Source organism: Halodesulfovibrio sp. MK-HDV (genome assembly GCF_009914765.1).
GTDB lineage: Bacteria > Desulfobacterota > Desulfovibrionia > Desulfovibrionales > Desulfovibrionaceae > Halodesulfovibrio.
This window is the reverse complement of the sequence record NZ_WYDS01000009.1, coordinates 1-20,272: the sequence shown is the minus strand read 5'-3', so window position 1 is coordinate 20,272 and position 20,272 is coordinate 1. Positions and strand designations below refer to the sequence as shown.

15 protein-coding genes are annotated in these 20,272 nt (G+C 39.5%); 12 read left to right on the top strand and 3 right to left on the bottom strand.

Going from position 1 to position 20,272, the window contains the following annotated elements; translation table 11 throughout:
- Positions 1–9: 9 nt before the first annotated feature.
- The 3 genes from MKHDV_RS08545 to MKHDV_RS08535 form a co-directional block, all read right to left on the bottom strand.
- Positions 10–513, bottom strand: a complete 504-nt coding sequence (locus MKHDV_RS08545; protein ID WP_160714300.1) for a hypothetical protein — start codon at positions 511–513, stop codon at positions 10–12.
- A gap of 1 nt (position 514) precedes the next feature.
- On the bottom strand, positions 515–2,080 hold the full coding sequence (locus MKHDV_RS08540) for a type II secretion system protein GspL (RefSeq protein WP_160714298.1): 1,566 nt from the start codon (positions 2,078–2,080) through the stop codon (positions 515–517).
- Between the two features lie 1,328 nt (positions 2,081–3,408).
- Entirely contained in the window at positions 3,409–3,984 is a 576-nt protein-coding gene (locus tag MKHDV_RS08535) for a D-sedoheptulose 7-phosphate isomerase (RefSeq protein WP_160714297.1), read from the bottom strand.
- Positions 3,985–4,319: 335 nt separating this feature from the next.
- Here MKHDV_RS08535 and MKHDV_RS08530 point away from each other — a divergent pair, with 335 nt between their 5' ends.
- The 12 genes from MKHDV_RS08530 to MKHDV_RS08475 all read left to right on the top strand — a co-directional run bounded on the left by MKHDV_RS08530 (position 4,320) and on the right by MKHDV_RS08475 (position 20,027).
- Positions 4,320–5,411 carry a glycosyltransferase family 1 protein gene (locus tag MKHDV_RS08530; protein WP_160714295.1) on the top strand — a complete coding sequence of 364 codons (1,092 nt, stop codon included), beginning with the start codon at positions 4,320–4,322 and terminating at the stop codon, positions 5,409–5,411.
- Positions 5,405–6,544, top strand: coding sequence for a glycosyltransferase (locus MKHDV_RS08525; RefSeq protein ID WP_160714293.1), 1,140 nt, complete (start codon positions 5,405–5,407; stop codon positions 6,542–6,544). Before MKHDV_RS08530 ends, MKHDV_RS08525 begins: the two co-directional genes overlap by 7 nt.
- A 13-nt stretch (positions 6,545–6,557) precedes the next feature.
- On the top strand, positions 6,558–7,691 hold the full coding sequence (locus tag MKHDV_RS08520) for a DegT/DnrJ/EryC1/StrS aminotransferase family protein (protein ID WP_160714291.1): 1,134 nt from the start codon (positions 6,558–6,560) through the stop codon (positions 7,689–7,691).
- Positions 7,672–9,813, top strand: coding sequence for a tetratricopeptide repeat protein (locus MKHDV_RS08515; protein WP_160714289.1), 2,142 nt, complete (start codon positions 7,672–7,674; stop codon positions 9,811–9,813). The genes MKHDV_RS08520 and MKHDV_RS08515 overlap by 20 nt, the downstream gene beginning before the upstream one ends.
- Positions 9,814–9,815: 2 nt before the next feature.
- Positions 9,816–10,586 carry a hypothetical protein gene (locus MKHDV_RS08510; RefSeq protein ID WP_216846893.1) on the top strand — a complete coding sequence of 257 codons (771 nt, stop codon included), beginning with the start codon at positions 9,816–9,818 and terminating at the stop codon, positions 10,584–10,586.
- Between the two features lie 75 nt (positions 10,587–10,661).
- The gene (locus tag MKHDV_RS08505; RefSeq protein WP_160714285.1) at positions 10,662–13,067 is read left to right on the top strand and encodes a glycosyltransferase; all 2,406 of its coding nucleotides are present in this window, start codon (positions 10,662–10,664) and stop codon (positions 13,065–13,067) included.
- 63 nt (positions 13,068–13,130) lie between these two features.
- Positions 13,131–14,459 (top strand): glycosyltransferase, encoded by a 1,329-nt coding sequence (locus tag MKHDV_RS08500; RefSeq protein WP_160714283.1) that lies wholly within the window; start codon positions 13,131–13,133, stop codon positions 14,457–14,459.
- Positions 14,459–14,962, top strand: coding sequence for a hypothetical protein (locus MKHDV_RS08495; RefSeq protein WP_160714281.1), 504 nt, complete (start codon positions 14,459–14,461; stop codon positions 14,960–14,962). Before MKHDV_RS08500 ends, MKHDV_RS08495 begins: the two co-directional genes overlap by 1 nt.
- Positions 14,910–16,271 carry a hypothetical protein gene (locus MKHDV_RS08490; RefSeq protein WP_160714279.1) on the top strand — a complete coding sequence of 454 codons (1,362 nt, stop codon included), beginning with the start codon at positions 14,910–14,912 and terminating at the stop codon, positions 16,269–16,271. Before MKHDV_RS08495 ends, MKHDV_RS08490 begins: the two co-directional genes overlap by 53 nt.
- Before the next feature lie 9 nt (positions 16,272–16,280).
- A complete protein-coding gene (locus MKHDV_RS08485; RefSeq protein ID WP_160714277.1) occupies positions 16,281–16,745 on the top strand; it encodes a DapH/DapD/GlmU-related protein in 465 nt (154 codons plus the stop codon).
- 84 nt (positions 16,746–16,829) lie between these two features.
- The gene (locus MKHDV_RS08480) at positions 16,830–17,894 is read left to right on the top strand and encodes a Gfo/Idh/MocA family protein (protein ID WP_160714275.1); all 1,065 of its coding nucleotides are present in this window, start codon (positions 16,830–16,832) and stop codon (positions 17,892–17,894) included.
- Positions 17,895–18,464: 570 nt separating this feature from the next.
- On the top strand, positions 18,465–20,027 hold the full coding sequence (locus tag MKHDV_RS08475; RefSeq protein ID WP_160714273.1) for a hypothetical protein: 1,563 nt from the start codon (positions 18,465–18,467) through the stop codon (positions 20,025–20,027).
- Positions 20,028–20,272 lie beyond the last annotated feature (245 nt).

Sequence of the window (20,272 nt, the reverse complement as noted above, 5' to 3'; positions counted from 1 at the left end):
CGTGGCCTACTATTTTACTGAAGTGACCATAGTAAGTGCAATGTCAACATCCAGCATCTTTGCTTTTGTTTGTTTTATGTTCAGGTTTTTGACAGTGATGCCCTGAAGATTTTTTTCTATTTTATATAGAAAACTCACGAGGTGTCTTTGGTACAACCCTTTGAATCGAAGCGTAACTTCTTCTTCTATTAGGTTGTTTTTAAGGTCATGCTTTTTGGGGCGCACTGCATCAATATTGCGGTTTATGCGCAAATCACGGGCAACTTTTTCAACAATTGCAAAAAGTGTCCCTTTGTTTTTGTCTAAGCCCTTGGACAGTGCTTTGCGTTTTTGCAGCTGTTGGGAATATTCTTTTGTAAGAGTCTCAAGTTTTCCTATCGCTTTGGTGTTCCGGATAACTTGTCGCTCCATGTCTTCTTTATAGTCCATGGCTGGTAGTAGAATGAACTGGAGAATGCTCAACAAAAGAACACCGCAGATGCCAAGAATAAGTGTGCGATGATTCTGTCTCATGCTAGCCTGCCTTTTCTATTTCTAACTCGAAACGAATGCGTTTTTGTTTTTTTTGGTTTGTGGCGCCGCGAATAGTTACAGCTTTAAAATATGAGTTCTTTGCTAAATGAGAGCGTAACTTTTCAAGCGTGTTGTAACTGTTAGTGGTCCCGACTAGTCCGATATTTTTTTCTGTAATTCTGATGGCTTCCATGGAAATGTCAAGCGATTTCGGTGTGTTTTTATGTAAGGCTAATAACAGATCTAATGAATCAATTTCTGTCTTGTTGCCGTTCGCATTTGATTTGCCATGTAGCTGAGCAAGGCGTGATTTTAGAATGCTCGTGTACTGGATGGTGCCGAACGATTTGTTTACCTTAGGTAACGTTTTTTGCAACGTCTTCTTAAGGTTAGCGTTGAGATCTGCGGCACGTAAGTCATTCTGATGTCCCTGAGCAAAAAGAGAAAGAGATAACGTAGCCATAAGGATACATGCAAGGACAGTCGCATAAGTAGTTATGTAGACTAATGGGTCACGTTTTTTTGAAAATGAAAATTCATCTTTTCGGAAGTTGACGGTCTTTTGCTGCTGGAAATTTGTATTTTTTGCAGGTGCCAAGGCAAGCGCTGGCAGACACTCAAGCCAATCCGTTTTATCTTCGATCGAAAATAATTTGGAAGCATTTGGGTGCTTGTGAATTGCTGTGGTTGGAAGACCAAGCTCTTCTGTGAAGAATTTTTCTATCCCTTGTAATCGTGCAAGATCTCCACAAATCAATAAGAAATCTGCGGAAGGCATATCTGCATTTGCACATAATAAAATTTGTTTAGCAAGACGTCGTAGTTGCGAGGTTAACGCTTCTTTAAATGTCTGTTCGTCTAGTGGAACCGTTTCGTCTAGCGTTGATATGTCAGAAAAGAATAAGAGTCTTTCTATGGCATCTGGGGTTGCACTAAGCTGGAGCTGCAGGGCCTGTTTAATGTTTTGTATGCCGTAAGGAATCTGAGAAACAGCACATGGAACATTGTTTTCAAGGCACACCAACTGCGTGCTTTGAGCATCAATGTTTATAAGAAGCGTTGGTGCCTTTGTGCAAATATCTCCTGCTATCTTAGCAAGTGAAAATGCATCAATGGTTATGTGCTGAGGGTCAATGCCACAGGTTTGTAATTCTTGCACTATTGCTGAAAGGAATTCTTTATGAACTGTTGCGGATACAGCTTTGCGCCCCTGTGGTGTTTTCGCACCAAATTGTAGGTCTGTAATTACTTCTTCTGAGGTGAAAGGAATTTCCTGCTCAAGCTCAAATTCAAGAGCTTGAGCTAGTTGTTTCGGAGTGCTGAATGGAAAATCCCAATTGCGAAGAATAGCAGTATGTGCAGGGAGAGAGAGCCTGTATTGATTTGACCAAAGGTTATGGCGATCAATAGCGGCAGCTAGGTCTTTAGCCAAGCTTTGAGGGTCATCCAAATTACTTATTGGAATAATCTGGTGATCCAGCAGTTGAGAGCCCCGCCAGTTCGTAGTGAACTGACAAAGTGCTATCCGTTCCTCTGAGCAGGCAATACAAAGAATTTTTTTGAGCATAGTTATTGAAATTGACCCGACAGTAGGGTGAACGAACTGTTAATGCAGAATTACAATAAGTAGAGTTAGTAACGCGAATTCTTGGAATACTCCTCTATTAAAAAACAAATTATTTCAAGCTGAAATTACTTTTGACGTCATTTACGTGTCGGGATTTGTTACTTTTATAAATTTTTAGAATCAGGTTTTAGTGAGAGATGGCTTTACAGTATTGATGTCAGCCTAGTGATTGTTTTTTTGTAGTAGTCTAATTTGTTTTGATTTTTAGATATATTTTTGCCATGGCTATTAGCCTTACACAGTTCTGGGTTGGTCTGATGGTTTATGGTGTGTTGATCGAAATATTCGTTGTCAGATCGTTGTATGGTCATAACTTATGTTGGGGTTAAGAAAGTTAAATTCAAAAATTACTCACGGTTAGAACTATTCTAACACAGATGCATACTGTGTATTGGACATGAATAGCGGCGAGTAGGATAGGAGTAGCATTATCTGTGAGCGTTGCCTCTGGAATATCTCTTGCTGGTTCTAGGCGACTAGGGACCTAGTTAGTGTGAGCGCTGGATTGTTTTAAGGCACATTTTTTTATCGGGGAAGTTGCGAATTTTGATGCCAGTGAGGTTCAGGAAAGTAGGCATAGGTTGCCTCACATTGAGATTATGTACAATTAATCGTCTTAAAAAACGAAACAAGGATCGTAGATTTCCATTTACGCCCTTGTTTTTTCTTTGCTAGCTGGGGAGGGACTAGGAGTCATGAACAAACATCAACTGTTTGCATGTCTGATTTTAACGCATCATATTGAGATGGTTACAGCTAAATATCTATCGTAGAACCTTTTAGAGGCACAAGGTTTGTCTTCAACTGTTGAGGTTAATTCAGCAACTCTGAGATGGCGTACGTTAACCTTTTATATGTTCAAATCGAGTGGCCTAATTTAAATTTTGTGAAATTTAGCAGCGCATTGTTCAACCATAAATAGTTATGAAAGTATTTTTTTAAATTTCGTGAATGGTCAAGGTTTGAGAGAGAAAATTTACTGGTCAATTACATTGCATTTCGGCTTTAACCTTTCAACATTTTTTAGAGTGACATTAATGAGCTTGGGGGGGCTTTTTCATTCAGGAAGAAAAAAAAACTCTGAAGAACAGCGTTGGCCTTCAGCCAATTTAAGGTCAGTATGCTCCCATCAATTTTTAGAATTAGTGCATGACATAAGTATAATCATTTTCTTGTTCTTTTCATATTAATTAACCAAGTTGACGCACGATGTTTTTCAAGCCTACGTATTGTGCAATGGGTACCACTGGTTGGATTAGATCCAAAATTTACCATGTTTTCTTGTCTATAAGTTCACATATGGCATGCCCCGCAAATATATGCATTTCTTGAATCCGAGCGGTATCGTTTGATGGGACGATAAATATGTGATCGCATAACTCTTTTATTTTTTTCATCTTTCCCCCAGTCCCTCCTGTTATCCCGATGGTTAGTGCTCCGATTTCTTTTGCCTTACTAAACGCCTTGATAATATTTGGGCTGTTACCTGAGGTGGATATACCTATGAAGCAGTCCTCTGAAAGACACAGTCCTTCCACTTGTCGGGAAAAAATTTCTTCATAACCATAGTCATTACCTACAGCTGTAAGGATAGACGTGTCTGTCGTTAAGGCTATGGCTGGAAGAGCCCGCCTTTCTGTCTTAAATCTTCCTATAAACTCTGCTGCAATATGTTGTGCATCTCCGGCACTTCCTCCATTGCCAGCTAGAAGTATTTTCCCTTTTTTTTTAAGAGTGTTGGTGATGGCCTGTTGAATAGCATCTAACTCGTCAACATGCTGGTAAAGCTGTTGAGCAACGGAAATGTGTGAGGCAAGAAGGGATTGTAGAGAATATTCGTTCATTACTTTCTCTTATTTCTATAATGTTAGCAGTACATTGCATTACGCATATAGATTCTTTTTCCATGCAAGTGCAAGAGTTTTTTCAGAATGACACTTTGGTTGAGCTATTTGAACCATTGTATGCAGCTGGCAGCTACTTTTCTGTATTGTAGAATTTGCATTGGGTCATTGTTTGTTAAGTGTAAAGCTTAACATTATAATTTAAAGTTGAGATTGTTTTTGGGGTTGAAAATAAAAAATGTTAGCAGTAATGTCTCAGCGGCCTGATAAATGCGATTAAAAGTAAATGATAACCAAATTTTAACGTTCCTTGCGGGACTATGTGGGTTTGAATTGTGTCTAAAGAGATATTGGTTGTAGGAGTTCACTCATACAATTCTCCCCATCGGGTTACAGGAATTCAGCATATTGCTTACTGGCTTGGTCAAAAAGGTCTTCGAGTCTCCTATTTGCCTGTTCCTTCTTCACCGCTTGATTTCATTGGCGCAGAGCGTCGAAAAAGGCTTAAACGAGTCTGGTTTGGTGGTAGCGTTGAGGGATGGGAGGTGTCAAGTAATGTGCTGGAATATGAAATTAAAGCTCTGGTGCCTATGACAAAATATACTTGTTGGTCGTCATTTATACATAATCTTTCTATGCACTTTTATCCAGAGGAGTTGTTGAGGAAAGAATTTGATAGTGCTCTTTTTGATGTGGGGCCAAATATTGCTTGGTTTGATGAGGTTAAAGCGAGTAAAAAGATTATTCGTATTAACGATTTGCCATCACGTTTTGAGCGTGATCTTCCTCAATGGTTATTGAAAAAGACGTATGAGGTGATAAAATCTGCCGATGAAGTTTGGACGGTTTCGTCTGCACTATATGATTGGGCGAAAAAATATTCATCAAAGGTAACGCTTTTTCAAAATGGTGTGGGAGGGGAGTTTTTTAAAAAGGTAGCCTCTCGGGAAAGTCGAAAGGCAGTCTTTGTGGGAGCGATCGGTAAGTGGGTAGATTTTGAGTTGGTAAACGAAGCGGCAGTATTACTACCTGAATGGGAGTTTAATTTTTATGGTCCGCTGGATACCCCTTGGATTGGGACTGCTCCAAATGTTTTCTATCGTGGTTTGGCATGCCATGATGCTGTACCAACAATTTTGGCTCAGCATGCTGTCGGGTTGTTGCCCTATAAGGACGCGGTTGGAATTCAACATTACTTAGAGTGTCCGCTTAAAGCCTATGAATTTGCTGCAGTTGGACTTGGAATAGCGGCGAGTAATTTAACTGGATTTAAGCAAGGGATGCGAGATTATCCTTGTTATGGTCAAACCGCTGAAGAGTTTGCAGAAGCGATAGAATGTGCATCAGTCTGTACTAAAAAAAGTTTTGTCGGACACGAAATGGCATGGTCTGTTATTGTTGATAATATGGTGAAAAAATTATGGTAAGTTCTGCAAAAATGCTGATTTTATCCTACAGCAATTTAAAGACAGATTCTAGAGTTTGTAGGCATATTAAATTTCTTGGTGAGCATTATGATGTATCTGTAGCTGGTCTTGCGCCTCCACCAATGGATGTGCCTTTTTTCCAGCTTGTTGCTGATAATTCAACTCTATTTGACAAAGCAATACGAGCTGCAAAGCTTTTTGTAGGTCTCAATGAGAGATATTATTGGTCATTGGATTATATAAATAAAGCTTTTGATTCACTTTGTGAATTTCCTGTTGATGTAGTGTTCGCAAATGATTTGAACATGCTTCCTTTGGCCTGTAAGTTGGCTGATTTTCATAATGCTGCTTTGCATATAGATGCTCACGAATACGCTCCGCGTCAGTTTGATAATTCTTTATACTTTAAAGTATTTTTTCAGAGATTAAATACTCATATTGCAAAGACCTATCTTTCTCAAGCTGATTCAATGTCAACTGTTACAAATCGTATCGCGAAAGAATATAAAAAAAAATTTAATGTTGATAGTACAGTATTGAGAAACGTGCTTCCGTACGTAAACATGGTTCCAAGTAGGACTTCTGGAGTTACTGTAAAACTTGTTCATATTGGAATATGCAATAGGCATCGAGGGCTTTCTGGAATTATTGATCTGATGAAGATGCTTGATTCCCGTTTCACCTTGGATTTTATATTAATTCCTGAAGATGAATTATATTATTCTCACCTAGTTAATAAAAGTGCTGCTGACGATAGAATAAATTTCCTCTCTCCTGTTGCTCAAAACCAAATATGTATCACTCTGAATAGTTATGATATTGGGGTGTACCCTCAGTCTCCTAAAAGTTTTAATTACCTAAATGGACTGCCGAATAAGTTTTTTGAATTTATTCAGGCTAGGCTTGGAGTTGCAATTTGGCCAATTCCTGAAATGAAAAAAATAGTCAAGCATTACCAAAATGGTATCGTGTCTTCGAGGTTTTCGCTTGAGGAATTAGCTGCTCAACTAAATGCGCTTACAGTAGAAGATATAAATATGATGAAACGAAATTCTTCTCGCTGTGCAGAAGAAAATTGTGCTGAGAATGAATATTTAAAAATGCAACAGTGGCTAGACAAAAGGCTTAAGTAAAAAGGATCTTGATGTGAATATTCCACTTATGAATTTGAAAAGACAGTACTCAAAACTTAAGGATCAGATCATTCCTGCAGTTGAGAATGTTTTTGAGGAAACTGCTTTTATTAGAGGGCCTTTTGTTTCTCGTTTTGAACAGGCGTTTGCCTCGTATTTGGATGCATCTGGTTGTGTAGGTGTTGCGAACGGTACAGATGCAATTGTTCTCGCTCTAGAAGCTTTAGGGGTGAAGCCTGGAGATGAAGTAATCGTTCCAGCAAGTACTTTTATAGCAACGAGTGAAGCGATTACTAAGGCTGGTGCCAATATTGTATTGGCCGATATAGATCCGATCACGAACTGTATTTCTGTTGAAAGTGTGATAAAAGCGATCTCGCAGAAGACAAAAGGTATTATCGCCGTTCATCTATATGGGCATCCAGCGGAATTGTTTAAATTACAAGATGTTGCAAGGGAAAAAGGACTTTGGCTTCTCGAAGATTGTGCACAAGCCCATGGAGCGACTCTTGATGGGAAGCAGGTTGGTACAGTTGGAGATATAGCAACTTTTTCTTTTTATCCTGGGAAAAATTTGGGTGCCTACGGTGATGCTGGTGCAGTGGTATCAAATAGCGATGTATTGCTAAAGCACGTGAGGATGAATGCGAACCACGGCAGAGATGCTAAGTATAGCCACAGCTTTGAAGGACACAACTCTCGCATGGATGGAGTGCAGGGAGCGGTTCTTTCGATCAAACTTGAATTTCTCCGAGAGTGGACTGAGGCTCGGAGAGAGGTTGCGCGACTTTATCGTGCAGGGCTCAGTACCCTTGTGGAGAATAAAGAGATCCAGTTGCCTGCTGAATGTGATGGGCATGTATACCATTTGTTTGTGATTCGTACTAACTGCAGAGATCAGCTTTTAGATTATTTGCAAGAAAATGGTGTACAAGCGGGTATTCATTATCCATATCCTTTGCATTTACTGGAAGCGTATCAGAATCTGGGGCATAAATCAGGTGATTTTCCAAATTCCGAACGATTAGCAAAAGAATGCGTTTCGCTCCCTATGTGTCCAGAGCTGGCTCATGATGAGGTTGCTTATGTAGTTTCTCAGGTTGTTAAGTTTTTTGAGGGAAAAAAGGATGTTCAGAAAGAAGGGTAAGTTTAAAAACTCATCATCATTATGGGACAAAATTAAGAATAATGAATTGAACTCGGCCATTTTGGATATTGAAAAGCAAATTGAGAAAAATGGCGGGTGTTACGAATTATATAGGATTATGGGTTTTGCACATTGTCGGAGTGGTGATTATGAAAGTGCTTTGCTTTGCTTTGGAGACGCCCATACTTTGCGGCCGAATGATGCCGCGGCGAAGTTGGCACTAGCCAATACATTGATGGAGCTTAAAAGATATTCTGAAGTTCTTGTTTTTATGGAGCAGTGCGGAATAGCTTTTCATTCAAGACTTGCAAAAGTATATCGAAAGGCTGCAGACAAGAGTTCTGATCAAACCGATATTTTTTTAAATCCGTTGATGAGAAAGCTTGCGTTTTTACCTCCAGATATGTGTTTGTTTATAATTAAACAGGCACGCACGTTTTTTAAAAAGACACTTGACCCAAAGTCTTTTCAGTCGAAGTTGGTAAGGTATACTAGAAAGGTTTTTACCAATAACTCTGTGGTGAAGGTTACGGATGAGTTTCGTAAAATACATGGAATTCATTTTAACGACGATATGGACTCCACCCGATTAGGCTGGGAGATGATTAGGCAGGGACATTTCGGTGAGGCGGCAGCATTCGCACAAGATGGAATTGAAACAAGTGGATCAAGTTACGAGTTGTTAAGACTTTGGGGATTTGCTTGTGTTCATAATCTTCAATACGCGGAAGCACGAGAACTTTTTTGTCAAGCTTTAGAAGAAAGGCCTAATAGCGAAAAAGCACAAAGTGCTTATGCAGATGCATGCTTTAAATGTTCTGATGCTGTGACAGCTATAACATATTATAAAAAGCTTCTTAAATTGAGGCCAGATAATCCTCGATATAGGTGCCGATTGCAACATGCTCTTGAGAAAGAGAATAGAGAGTTTGAGTTAGTGTTATTGACCTCTGAAGAAGGCCTTTCTTTTTTATTTCCCAAGTATCGTCCGATGGTGGTTGCTTATTTGGCTTCATTGGCTATTGGAGTTGTCGAGGGACGGACACGAATTTTGGGATTGCTTAACTGGACTTATCGGTGTCCATTTACAAAATCATACGCGTTGAGATTAGGGCAGTTTTTTGAATTGCTTTTGCAGGCTAAAGCAAAAGAACTTCAAGTTGCTAATCGTTATGCTGAGTCTCTTAAATATTTTGATGCAATTTCAAAGCTATCTTTAACGGGGCTTTCTTCGTTGGGGGTTGAAGCTCGCACCCAAGCTGAGTTGATCCTTAATGCGGAAGTGGCAGCAGGAAAAGGTTCTTATCCTGCAACTGCTTGTAAAGCAAAGGCAACGGAGTATTTGATAAGCGCTTGGGCTGGTGCCAAATTTGACTACCAAATTGGGATGGCTTTGGCTCGTGTGTTGATAAAACGAGGCTTACCGGAACTTGGATTGGCTGCTTTGAGTAAGTCGCGCATTCCTGAGCCGATGCCGCTCGGCGTGGCTATTCAGCTTGGCCGCTGTTATCTTGCTATGCATAAAATTGATGAGGCGTATGGCGCAGTAAGTAAACATCTAAATTCTGCAAAAAATAGCTTGGCAATGTTGCTTTTCCTTTTTGATGTAATGCTTGCAAAAGGGCAGCCTCATGATGCGCTTAAATTATTAGAAAAGGCTTCTGAGCTAGGAAAGATTGCCATTGATAGAAAACGAGTGCAAGCAGCCCTGACTTATGAATGTGGGCATGTTGTTCAAGCGCTTAAGATATTGGATGAAATTTCAGAACAGCGTCCAGACTATGCGCCAGGTAAAAAGTTAGCTGATACAATTTTGTTACATGGCCTAGAAAGTAATGAAGAGGTTGGGGCTGTTTTGTTGTTTGGGGGAAATACATTGGTGCCGTCAACATATTCTAGTGATTGGGTAATGCTTATTGAAGAATCCCGCGAGAAGGAATTCATCCCTCCAGAGGCTATAGCGACTTTTACTGGCATGCTGCATTCTACAGAGGTTATTCCTAATACTAATATCTCGATAGTAAACTTTGTTAGTTCTGAAGACTTGGCTGTTTTTGAGGGAGAAAAGGTTTGGGATGTTCTGCCTCTTTTGATGAATAAACTTCAAACTATGACGATTTAGTGATGAAAAACAGAATATTGTTATTTGATAGAGCTGATAATTTTTTTGCTTTGAATAATGGATACCAAAACTTTGAGGGTATTGAATGGGGGATTGGCAATGTTCAGAATGCGAGAAAAGATTTTTTAACTCATAATAATTGTTCTACCGTTATTGTGCATTCCTCTAATCCGAGAGATTTGCTGCAACTTCAGCGAACTAAGGCTAAATCCATTTGGGTGTTACCTAGGGAGGGAGGAGGTGCTGAATGGGAGGCAAACCTTAGTGAATTAGAAAAAGCTTTGGCTTTTGCTGGTGTTGTTGTCTGTACTGAGGAGCAGGGACAGCAGTTTGAGGCATTGACTCAAGTCTCAGTGACACCAAATATTTCATTAAAGAAAGCGCTTAAGTCGGTCGAATATACTATTGCTGTAGGGGTAGGAGCTGGGATTGGCAACATGTGCAAGGTGATGCCGTTAATCCAAAAATTATCAAAACATTTTGGTGTAGTTATTGATGTAGTTTGTAATCCTTCCGTTCCTAATTCTCATCAATTGTTTACTCAAAATGAATGGGTGGGGAAATCGTATGGGAAGATGCATTTAGCAACATATAAACAGTACAAGTCTGTTTTTTTGACATCTTGTCTTGGAGATTTACTTCCTCCTATTGTCGCAGAAAAAACGTATGTGCAACGAAGGCATTATGTTTTTTGGACTTTGTGTCGTTTTATGCCAGAATTGATGTATAATTTTTTTAGGTGCAGAAGACTTTTTTTGAAGGGTTGCACATAGCTGACAGTGACTATTATCAAAAATTTTATAGTGGTTCTCGATATATTTTCCCAAATAATATGATTGTTGGTTTATGTGGTACTGGTAAAGGGGGGGCTTGGCAAAAAAAGAGCGTGGCCGTACTTTGAAGAACTTGCAGCACAATTACGGAAGCAAGGGTATGAGGTTCGTTCTTATGGTGTAGAGAATGAGTATATTTCTGGGACTGAGAATTATACAAATATGCCACTTCGTAATTCTTTAGAGCACCTTAAGGAATGCTCTTTTGTTATTGCAAGCGACGGTGGTTTAATGCAATTGGCAGATGCCATGGGGATTCCGACAATTGCAATTTTCGGTCCGGCTGGTGTTGTTAAGAATGCTCCGTTTTCTGAGTTTTCAAGAGTTGTTCATTCGGGACTTGAGTGTTCTCCTTGCCTATGGCGTTCTGAGTTCAAAAGTTGTGATCGCCCAGATTGTATGACTAATATAAGCGTTGAGCAAGTCTTGGGAACCTTTGATGAATTGAAGAACGCGGTTATAAAAGCAAATGGCGTTGCAACAAATACGTCTCCTCCTGTTTTAACTATTGATCTATTTAATCGAGAAACTGATAGACTGTCTAATGAAGGCAGGCACTCATTATTGTCACTAGGTGGTGCTGAATCTTTTAATGGAATGCTTGCCTCGCATCTGGCTGCAGGTTGGATGAAGCTTGGTGAATTAGCGCGGGTTCAGGAAGTTGTTGATTTGCCAGCTGAAGAAAAGGATTTGACCCTGTTACAGTATCAGGTTCAGCTTGCTCGTAAGGCGTGTCGTAGTGAAGAAGAACAGTATCTTAAGGATATTTTTTTAAGGCATCCCGATGAAGCAACTTCTGCATTAGCCCTAATTCGGTTTTATAGGAGAAACAAAAAATGGGGTTTATTCCATGACATGCTTTCTTCAACCAAAGTGGCGAATGACAATAAGAAGGGAATATTTCTTTTTGAGCAGGGATTGGGATTGTTAGAGCAGGGTAAGCTTGTTGCTGCTGAAAATTCTTTAAAAGAAGCTAAGTCTTATTCCCCGCAGTTAGCCTCAAAAGTTGATCAATTGACAGATACTACAATTTGCAGACATGCCGCGCATCGTCAGCAGCTTACAGATAAAGACAAGCCCTCTGTCGGTGTATTATTGAATAATGGTGAACTTCTTCCCGAGACATTTAGAGTTGTGGCTAATATTGCTGATCTTTACGTGTATTATAGTGATGAACTCGAATCGTTTGTCAACGACAGGTCTTGCTTAGATATTTTGATTGTTGATCACTCGGTAAAGCATATTAGTCAGTTCGATGATAATCTCTCTCCTTTGTGTATTGACGTGAATAGAATTTCAGAGAGTGATTTGTTAGGCGCTATACAAGGATGCCCAACCTGGCCGAGGGCATTTGTAATTAAAGGAAAGAAGACTCGTGCACCTAAGAGGATTTTGCTTCTAAATCATCACCATATGCAAAGATGGGAACCGCATGGTGGAGAATTTTCGACTTGTGAGATAGTGAAACGTCTGCAGCGCCTCGGATACGAGGTGTTGGTTGCCGTACCAAACAGAAAAAATTTAGAATCATTTTGTGAGATGTACGATGGCATTCCCTATATTATTGGTAGGCATGAGAATGCTATTGGATTGCTACAGCATGCATACCACACGTATTTTCCGGATATTATTTTTTTGCACGGTACATCCGCTTTAACTGTGGGTCCGTTGTTGGAAGAGTATCCAGTTCCTGCTGTCCTGTTTGTCAGGTATTGGGATGTAGTCTCTCGTCCCCCATATTCTAGTATTTCAGAATGTTATGATAAAAAAGACTCAAAAGAATATGGCGAGCTGTATAAAAATATTGATACGGTTATTTGCAATGCCGAGCATGCAGCAGCACTTGTGAAACGTCGTTTCGGAGCGAAGTGCCTGACGTCCTATGTCCCTGTTCGTTCTCCCAAAAATAGGCCTGCTAAGCCTTTTTATTGTCGGAAATATGTGACTTTGATCAACCCACGAAAAGCAAAAGGGGAAATGGTTCTTAGACAGTTGGCGATGCGTTTGCCACATATACCATTTCGCACTTATGGACAGCCTTCAATTGTGATGCCTCCCAATGTTACTATTTGCCCATATCATTCTGGTGATTATACAGAGATGTATGATGATTCCCGTATTCTCCTTTTTCCATTTGGAGAGATTCCCTGTGGTACTGGGCGGGTTGTGTTGGAAGCATATCATTGTGAAACACCGGTTGTTTCCCTTGATAGTGGAGGTATTGGAGAGGTTGTGCCTAAAAAGCATCTAGTTGATAATAATGAAGATTATATATCCTGGGCACGGATCGTTCGTTCGTTGTATGAAGAGAATGATCCTGATAGCCTGATTTCAATGATGCGAGATTCTGTTGCAAGATTTGATGCAGAGGAGCAGCTTGCACTTATTGATAATGAAGTTAGTAGGCTGCTTGGTGAATAGGTCGGTTTGGTGAACGACTTTGTTTTGTGGTAGCTAATCTGCAATAAGCAGCTTGGGGTGATAATGGAAAAGGACTGCAATCTATCTCGAACGAGAATTGTGTTTGTTGTTAATAATGCAGGTACATCAGACGGACGTGTAGTTAAATCTGCAAAATTGGCGTTGCAATTAGGGTATGATGTTTACTTGCTTGGTGTAAAACTAGGAGATAGTCCCGCTAGGGAATTGTATCAGGATATTTCTGTATGCAGAGTCACTCCCTATTCTCCTTTACAACACTTACGTAAAGGTAAGTCTACTCCGCAACAAAAAACAAGTAGTCAGAAACCATTGTTAGCCAGTACTAAAGCAAACAAGTTTACGCTGAAATACTTTTATACAACTGTCTTAAATATAGTTGAGGGTTGTTTTTGGGCTTTTTTGAAGATTACAGGTTTGAGGGCTGTGTTACAGCAAGCTATTCATAAAAAGACTTTTGCTGCGGCACTAAAAGAGCTTCAGCCTGACATTATTCATTGTCACGATATGTGGCCGCTCTCCGCTTCGGTGAAGGTAAAAAAAGAAATAAAAGCCAAAGTGATCTATGATTCGCATGAATTAGAGGCTCATAGGAATATTGATTGGAGTATTGCTGAGAGAAAACTTTGGACCCGTTATGAAGCTCGTTTGTTAAATTCTGTTGATGGTATTGTGACGGTCTGCGAAAGTATTGCGGAGGTTTTGAAGGGCAAAGCAAAAGGCATCCCTGTTTCTATTGTATATAACAGCCCTTGGAAAGCTTGGGGAATAAAGAACAGTGCGAGAACCGTGAGAGAAGACTGTGGGCTTTCAGACAAGATTCCTTTGCTGCTTTATGTAGGTTATGTAACATACAACCGAGGGGTTGAAATATTACTTTCTTCCCTCAAACAGTTAGGAGATGCGCATTTAGCGGTTGTTGGCCCACAGCGGATTGCCACAGTAGAACAGTTAAAGTCTATAGCAAATAATAATGGTACGGGTGACCGTGTACATTTTTTGCCAGCTGTTCCGCAAGACGAGGTTATCTCCTACGTTTCCACAGCCAATGTGAGCGGTGTCTTTTTCCACAATAACTGTTTAAGTCATTACTATGTTCTGCCAAATAAGTTTTTTGAAAGTATATTTTCGGGGTTGCCCGTAGTTGTGCCTGATTTTCCAGAACTTAGAAAGCATGTATCAGCGTTTGACGTCGGGGTCATATGTCCTTCGTACGAGACTGATGTGATTGTTCAATCTTTGAAAAAAGCAATGTCGTTGAAGGAATCACAGGATTGGAACGTAAAAGTGGCCGCTGCAAGGTCTGCATGGGCCTACGATAATTTTTTGGAAGAAATGCGTGAGGTTTATACGCGGGCTATTGGTAGGGTTTGATGCGAAAATTTTTTACTCAATCTGTTCCTACCTATTTTGAAGTCATTAAATGGCTTGCAAAGGACTCTCTACTTCGTTTTAAAAAGCGTTCTCTTTTTATCGTGCTTGTTGGTTTTGCAGGCTTGGCATTTCAGGCTTTTGCTATCGGGCAGGTTCTTTATTACGCAAAATTGCTAGACAAAGGAGGGGAGTTTTCTTTTGGGGGCATATCGCTTTATCCGCGAGAATCTCTGTTTCTCTTGGTGGGAGTTGCAAGCGGAATCCTACTTTCCATTGCAATATCGTCTTATCTCGTGTTCAAAGTTAAAAGCAAAGCTTTAGTATTATCTTTAGTATACGAGCGATTTTTAATTAAAAAATCATTTGAAGCTTGGGTGCGTGGTTCTGCTGTCGATAATGATATGGCGTGTGTTCGATATCCTGAGGTCGTATTTAGCCGGATAATAAATAGTGATTGTAAGCTATGTTCTCGCGCTTTTTTTAAAACTGCTACACCTTATTGAGCCGTTATGTGTTTTGCTTTTTTCTGTTTCTGCTTTGTTATTTTTAGATTGGGAAACTACGTTAGTTTTGTTCCCCGTGGCTGCTATAGGGGGTTGGTGTTTAGTAAAGGTTAACGTTGAGTCTGCAAAAGCTTATCAAAGTTATGAACAAATTTCTCCTTTTGCAAGTGCAGAAAAACGGAGTGCTTGGAGGTATTATCTTGGGATATCTGGGAAGCACTCGTCTGTAACAAGGATTGTTGATCATTTTCTACATGAAGGAAAGACGCATGATCAAATTGAAGCATATCGTCGCTATATGCTTAGTTCTGACTTAGCTGTATGTATTAATTCGATAATACTAGGGGCAGGCTTCTTTTTCATTCTTATTTTTATTGGTTTTCAGCTTGTGGAGTCTGGTGGTGAATGGCATAGGCTGACAGCCTATTTGCTTGGGTTACGTTTTTCGGTGAGCAGTTTAAAAACGGTCTCTTCTATTTTACTAGCAATAAATAGATTTTTCCCACAGATCCAGCGAGTTTCAATTTTCTTAGAAAGAGCTGGTGGTCAAGAGGCCACGGGTTTGAAAAGGGAAGGAGAATTCTCGCAAATAAATTTTGAAGATAGTGTGTTAGGAGGACAAAGCTGTATTGCAGTTATGATTCCGTTTGAGCTTGATAGCAATTCATTAGATTGGATTTTGGCAAAAACGTTGTCCTTGAATCCAGAAGAGATACGTTTTTCTTCTGATAAATTAGCTTGTTTTAGCAACGTGTTTGAACCTGTTGGTGGAGAATCTTTTCAAAGTACATTTAGACTGCATAAAGATGTTACTCCTCAGTATACAGAAAAAATTTTGAAAGATGTCGGTTATTGGGAAAAGCATGAAAGTGACTTCGAAAAAATGATTCGGTTGGATTTTTCAGAGCCGATATCACAAAATGATTGGTCCCGATTGCATAAACGTTCGTTAATAGCTGTTTTTTTAATTAATTCAATCGTTGCACCAGTAGAACTTCTTATTTTAGATTCCCTTGTGTTAAATCACTTGCCAGCAAAGGGGCGCCCTCTTTTGGATCTACTAAGTGATAAGACCCAAGTTGTTATTGTTTATGGAACACAGGCAAATGCTTATTGTGTGTCGGGAGAGGAGATCGCAATATTGTATGACCATTTGGGTGGAACAGAGTTGCTCTCTGTGGAATGGTGCTTAGAGCATGCTGATATTATTAAGACTAGAATAGGCAATTCTAAGTCGATGTTAATGCAACATTCGGCCAATAGTGGCGTACTCGCTGATGACGTCTCATCATTGTGCGATTTTGTGTAGGGAGGCGATATGAGTGTAAAGCTTCGAGAAGCTAGTATTGCATCTAATGTGATATTTGGTGAAAATGTTACTGTTATAACCCCATCTAACTTGTACGGTTGCGTTATTCATGATGATGTATTTGTTGGTCCCTTCGTGGAGATCCAATCTGATGTCGTTATTGGTAAACGAACTAGGGTTCAGTCACATTCATTCATTTGTTCGCTTGTCAATATTGGGAAAGACTGCGTAATTGGGCATGGTGTGATGTTTATAAATGACACCTTTGCAACTGGTGGACCTGCGCGTGGCGACCAACAGCTTTGGAAGAAAACTAAAGTTGATGATAATGTTAGCATTGGGTCTAACGCGACAATCCTTCCTGTTACGATTTGTGCAAATGTAGTGATCGGGGCAGGAGCAGTTGTTGTGTCTGATATTGAAACTTCTGGAATATACGCCGGTTGTCCAGCTAGAAAGATCCGTGACTTGTAATTGTTTTTTTAAGTATGTGTTTGTTCAGTGCTGCACTATTACTAGTTATTTTTAGTTAATATATTCAGTAAAGTAGAGGGTATAATGATTCGTATTGCTTTAGTCGGTTGTGGTCGCATCTCTAAAAGGCATTCTGATTTACTGGGAGGAGATCAAATTGCTGGAGCTAAGCTCTCTGCAGTTTGTGATATTGTAGAGGAACGCGCTAAAGCATTAGGTGAAGCATGGGGAGTTCCTTGGTTTACCGATATGCATGAGATGATGAAAGAGCACGGTGATGAAATTGATGCGTTGAGTATTTTGACTGAAAGTGGAAATCATGCCCGTAATGTTTTAGAACTGGCGCCTTACAATAAGCATTTTATAGTTGAAAAGCCGATGGCACTCACTGTTGAAGATGCTGATGAAATGATTAAGGTATGTGATGAACACCATGTTAAGCTTTTTGTGATTAAGCAAAATAGGTTTAATGTTCCGGTTGTAAAATTACGAGAGGCTCTAGAAGAAGACCGCTTTGGTAAATTGGTGATGGGGACTGTACGTGTTCGCTGGTGCAGACCACAGCGCTATTATGATCAGGATGACTGGCGTGGAACATGGCAGTATGACGGCGGGGTGTTGACGAACCAAGCAAGCCATCATGTTGATTTGCTTGAGTGGATGATGGGAGATGTCGAGAGTGTTTTTGCAAAGAGTAGAACTGCGCTAGTTGATATTGAAGCGGAAGACACGGCAGTAGTTATGCTGAAGTTCAAAAATGGGGCGCTTGGAATTATTGAGGCTACAACAGCCACACGTCCTGTTGATCTTGAGGGCAGCATTTCTGTGCTAGGCGAAAAGGGAACGGTTGTTATTGGTGGTTTTGCTGTAAACCAGATGGTAACGTGGAATTTTGAAACGTCTCGTCCTGAAGATGAAGATGTGTTGACTAAATATTCAGTTAACCCACCGAATGTTTACGGCTTTGGTCATCAAGAATACTATAATCATGTTGTATCTTGTATCAAGGGTAAATCACGCCAGCTTGTTGATGGTCTTGAAGGTCGGAAAAGTTTGGAATTGATTTCGGCAATTTATGAGTCCATCGAGACCGGACAAGAAATTAAACTTCGTTTTGTGCCTAAGCTTTGTAGGCTTGGAGGCAAATAGGATATTTAAGGGGACGGATAGTTCTCCCTATTTTTTTATAAAAATTGACGTCCAAAAGGTATCTTTTGGGCGTCAATTTTTTCCATAATGTGATTTTTACTAATCCTAATAATATGGCAGTCAAGTTGTTTTTTTGAGTAGGTGATACGTAAGGGGCTTGTTGTAAAGTAATAAACAAGAGTGACATAATCTTGAACTTGCTTAATAGGGCTGGAGGCATGTGGTGGTCCTATCGTCTTTGATTTGATCACATTGTTTCTGCATTCAACTGAATCTTTTCATGCCATTCGATAGTTTTGAACGAATTGTATGAGATGAAAGCAAGAGAGAATTCATCTCCACTAACCGCTATTGTTATATTTATCTTTCATATTAACAATCGAAAGTGACGGTCATTATTTTTGGAAACACTGTTTGGCCACCCCCATTTATTTGACTTGCTGGAGAGGATTGTAGATTGTCAATACAGCAACTATTTATAATCATATCGTAATTCTAAAATATTCGGCTCGAACAATGCACTTTAAAAAAATATTTGTCTTCTGCTTCTTATTGATCTCGTCTACCCCAATGCTAATTCAACTGAGTGATCTTTCTGTTCCCAAAGTGAGAATCTTTGAAAACCGAGCTCTTACTAAGTCGCCTAAGCTAGATGACTTTTCATTTTCGCTACTCAATGATTATCTTTCTGACCACATGCCACTACGTACTAATTTTATTTCTCTGTACGTAAATTTATGGGAGATTGGCTTATCTGCACCAGCACGAAAAGCTGTTAATGGGACGGAGGGACATCTTTACTCTAAAGAAATAGTTGAGAATTATTTAGGATTGCACCCTTTGAAAATGGAAGAAAGATATGAACTAAGATCGTTGTTACTGGGAAATCAAGAATATTGGAAGACAAAAGGGATACCTTATTTTGTGGCGCTAGCACCAAACAAATCAACGTTATATCCTGAATTTCTTCCAAGCTGGGTTAAGAAAAAACAAAACTGGAGAGATCCTCTAATTTCTCTATTGAAAGAATCTCCTCTTCACTTTTTGGATTTCACAGAAATTTTAAATAATCATAATCAGCTTCTATTTTTTGACAAGACATATGACATAGAACATTGGAACGCAAATGCACTAGATATTGCATACAAGATAATAGTAGAAAAACTTAAGTTGCCTTCTTCAGCAATTAAACCTTATTCGATAGATAATAAAAAAGTAATCGCCGCTTACGGCGAGGAGAGAGTCCCGTGGCTAACGCTTAACCAGAGTGGTATTAAGTTACTACCTGCAAAAGATTACAAAGACATGTCTGTGAACGAAAGACGACCTCACTGGAAACCAACCATTTCAATCAACCCAAAAGGGGAAAAGTCTCTTTTATTTATAACAGATTCATATCTTAAAACTACCCATCAAACCCCTTTTCCTAACAGTAAAAACGAATTTGTTTTTCCTTTGATACATAATGTGCAAAAACTAATTCATATTAGGACAAATGAGTCATTATCTCTTATTCAGAAAATTGTTTCTAATGAAAAACCAGACATGGTCTTTGAAGTTTTTGCTGAAAGGCAGGCGAAAGTTCTTACTCAAAAAAAAGAAAACGATCCTAGACTATCCACAGAAATATACAAAGAAAATGATTTCAGGCTATATACCGAAATATATAAAGAAAATGATCCCAGATTATTAATTGCTGGTGATAGAATTCTAGCAGATCCTATTCTAGAGATATCTCCATTAACAAAATTAACATTTCGCAATGTTAATGTTTTGAAGAAAAAAAATTACATCCAACTTGATGCCACATCGAGGGATCCTAGAGTGTTTATGCGAGCAAAAATGCCAAACAAGGATGGCCGGTTGGTAATTATAGCAAGACTGTCTTCATCTGAAGACACATATTCACAAGTATACTATGCACAAGGTAAGGAGGAGCAGTTCTGCGAAAAGCGTTCTTTGAAGGTTGGTATCCATAAAGGAGTTAACTATGTGTACCTCCCAATATATGCAAGGCCTAGCCAGAGAATAAAGCTTCGATTTGATCCAGGCGCAGTGAAGGGGACATATCGCATTCTTTCCTTGCTCTCACCGCAAGAGATGTTCCAAGAGGAAATTGCAAATGGTTTTTAGCTCGTTAGTCTTCGTCTTTATCTTTCTTCCACTTGTACTATTTATTCATACATGGCTTTTTTGTCATTTACAGAAAAAATATAGCCATACCATTGTATTGAATGCATTTTTATTTATTTGTAGTTTGTTGTTTTATGCTTGGGGTGAGCCCCAACATCTTTTGGTCTTACTTATTTGCACTCTGGCTACATTTCATATTGGAATTGCCCTCCAGAAAAAGAAAACAACTTTGCTTCTTTACGTTG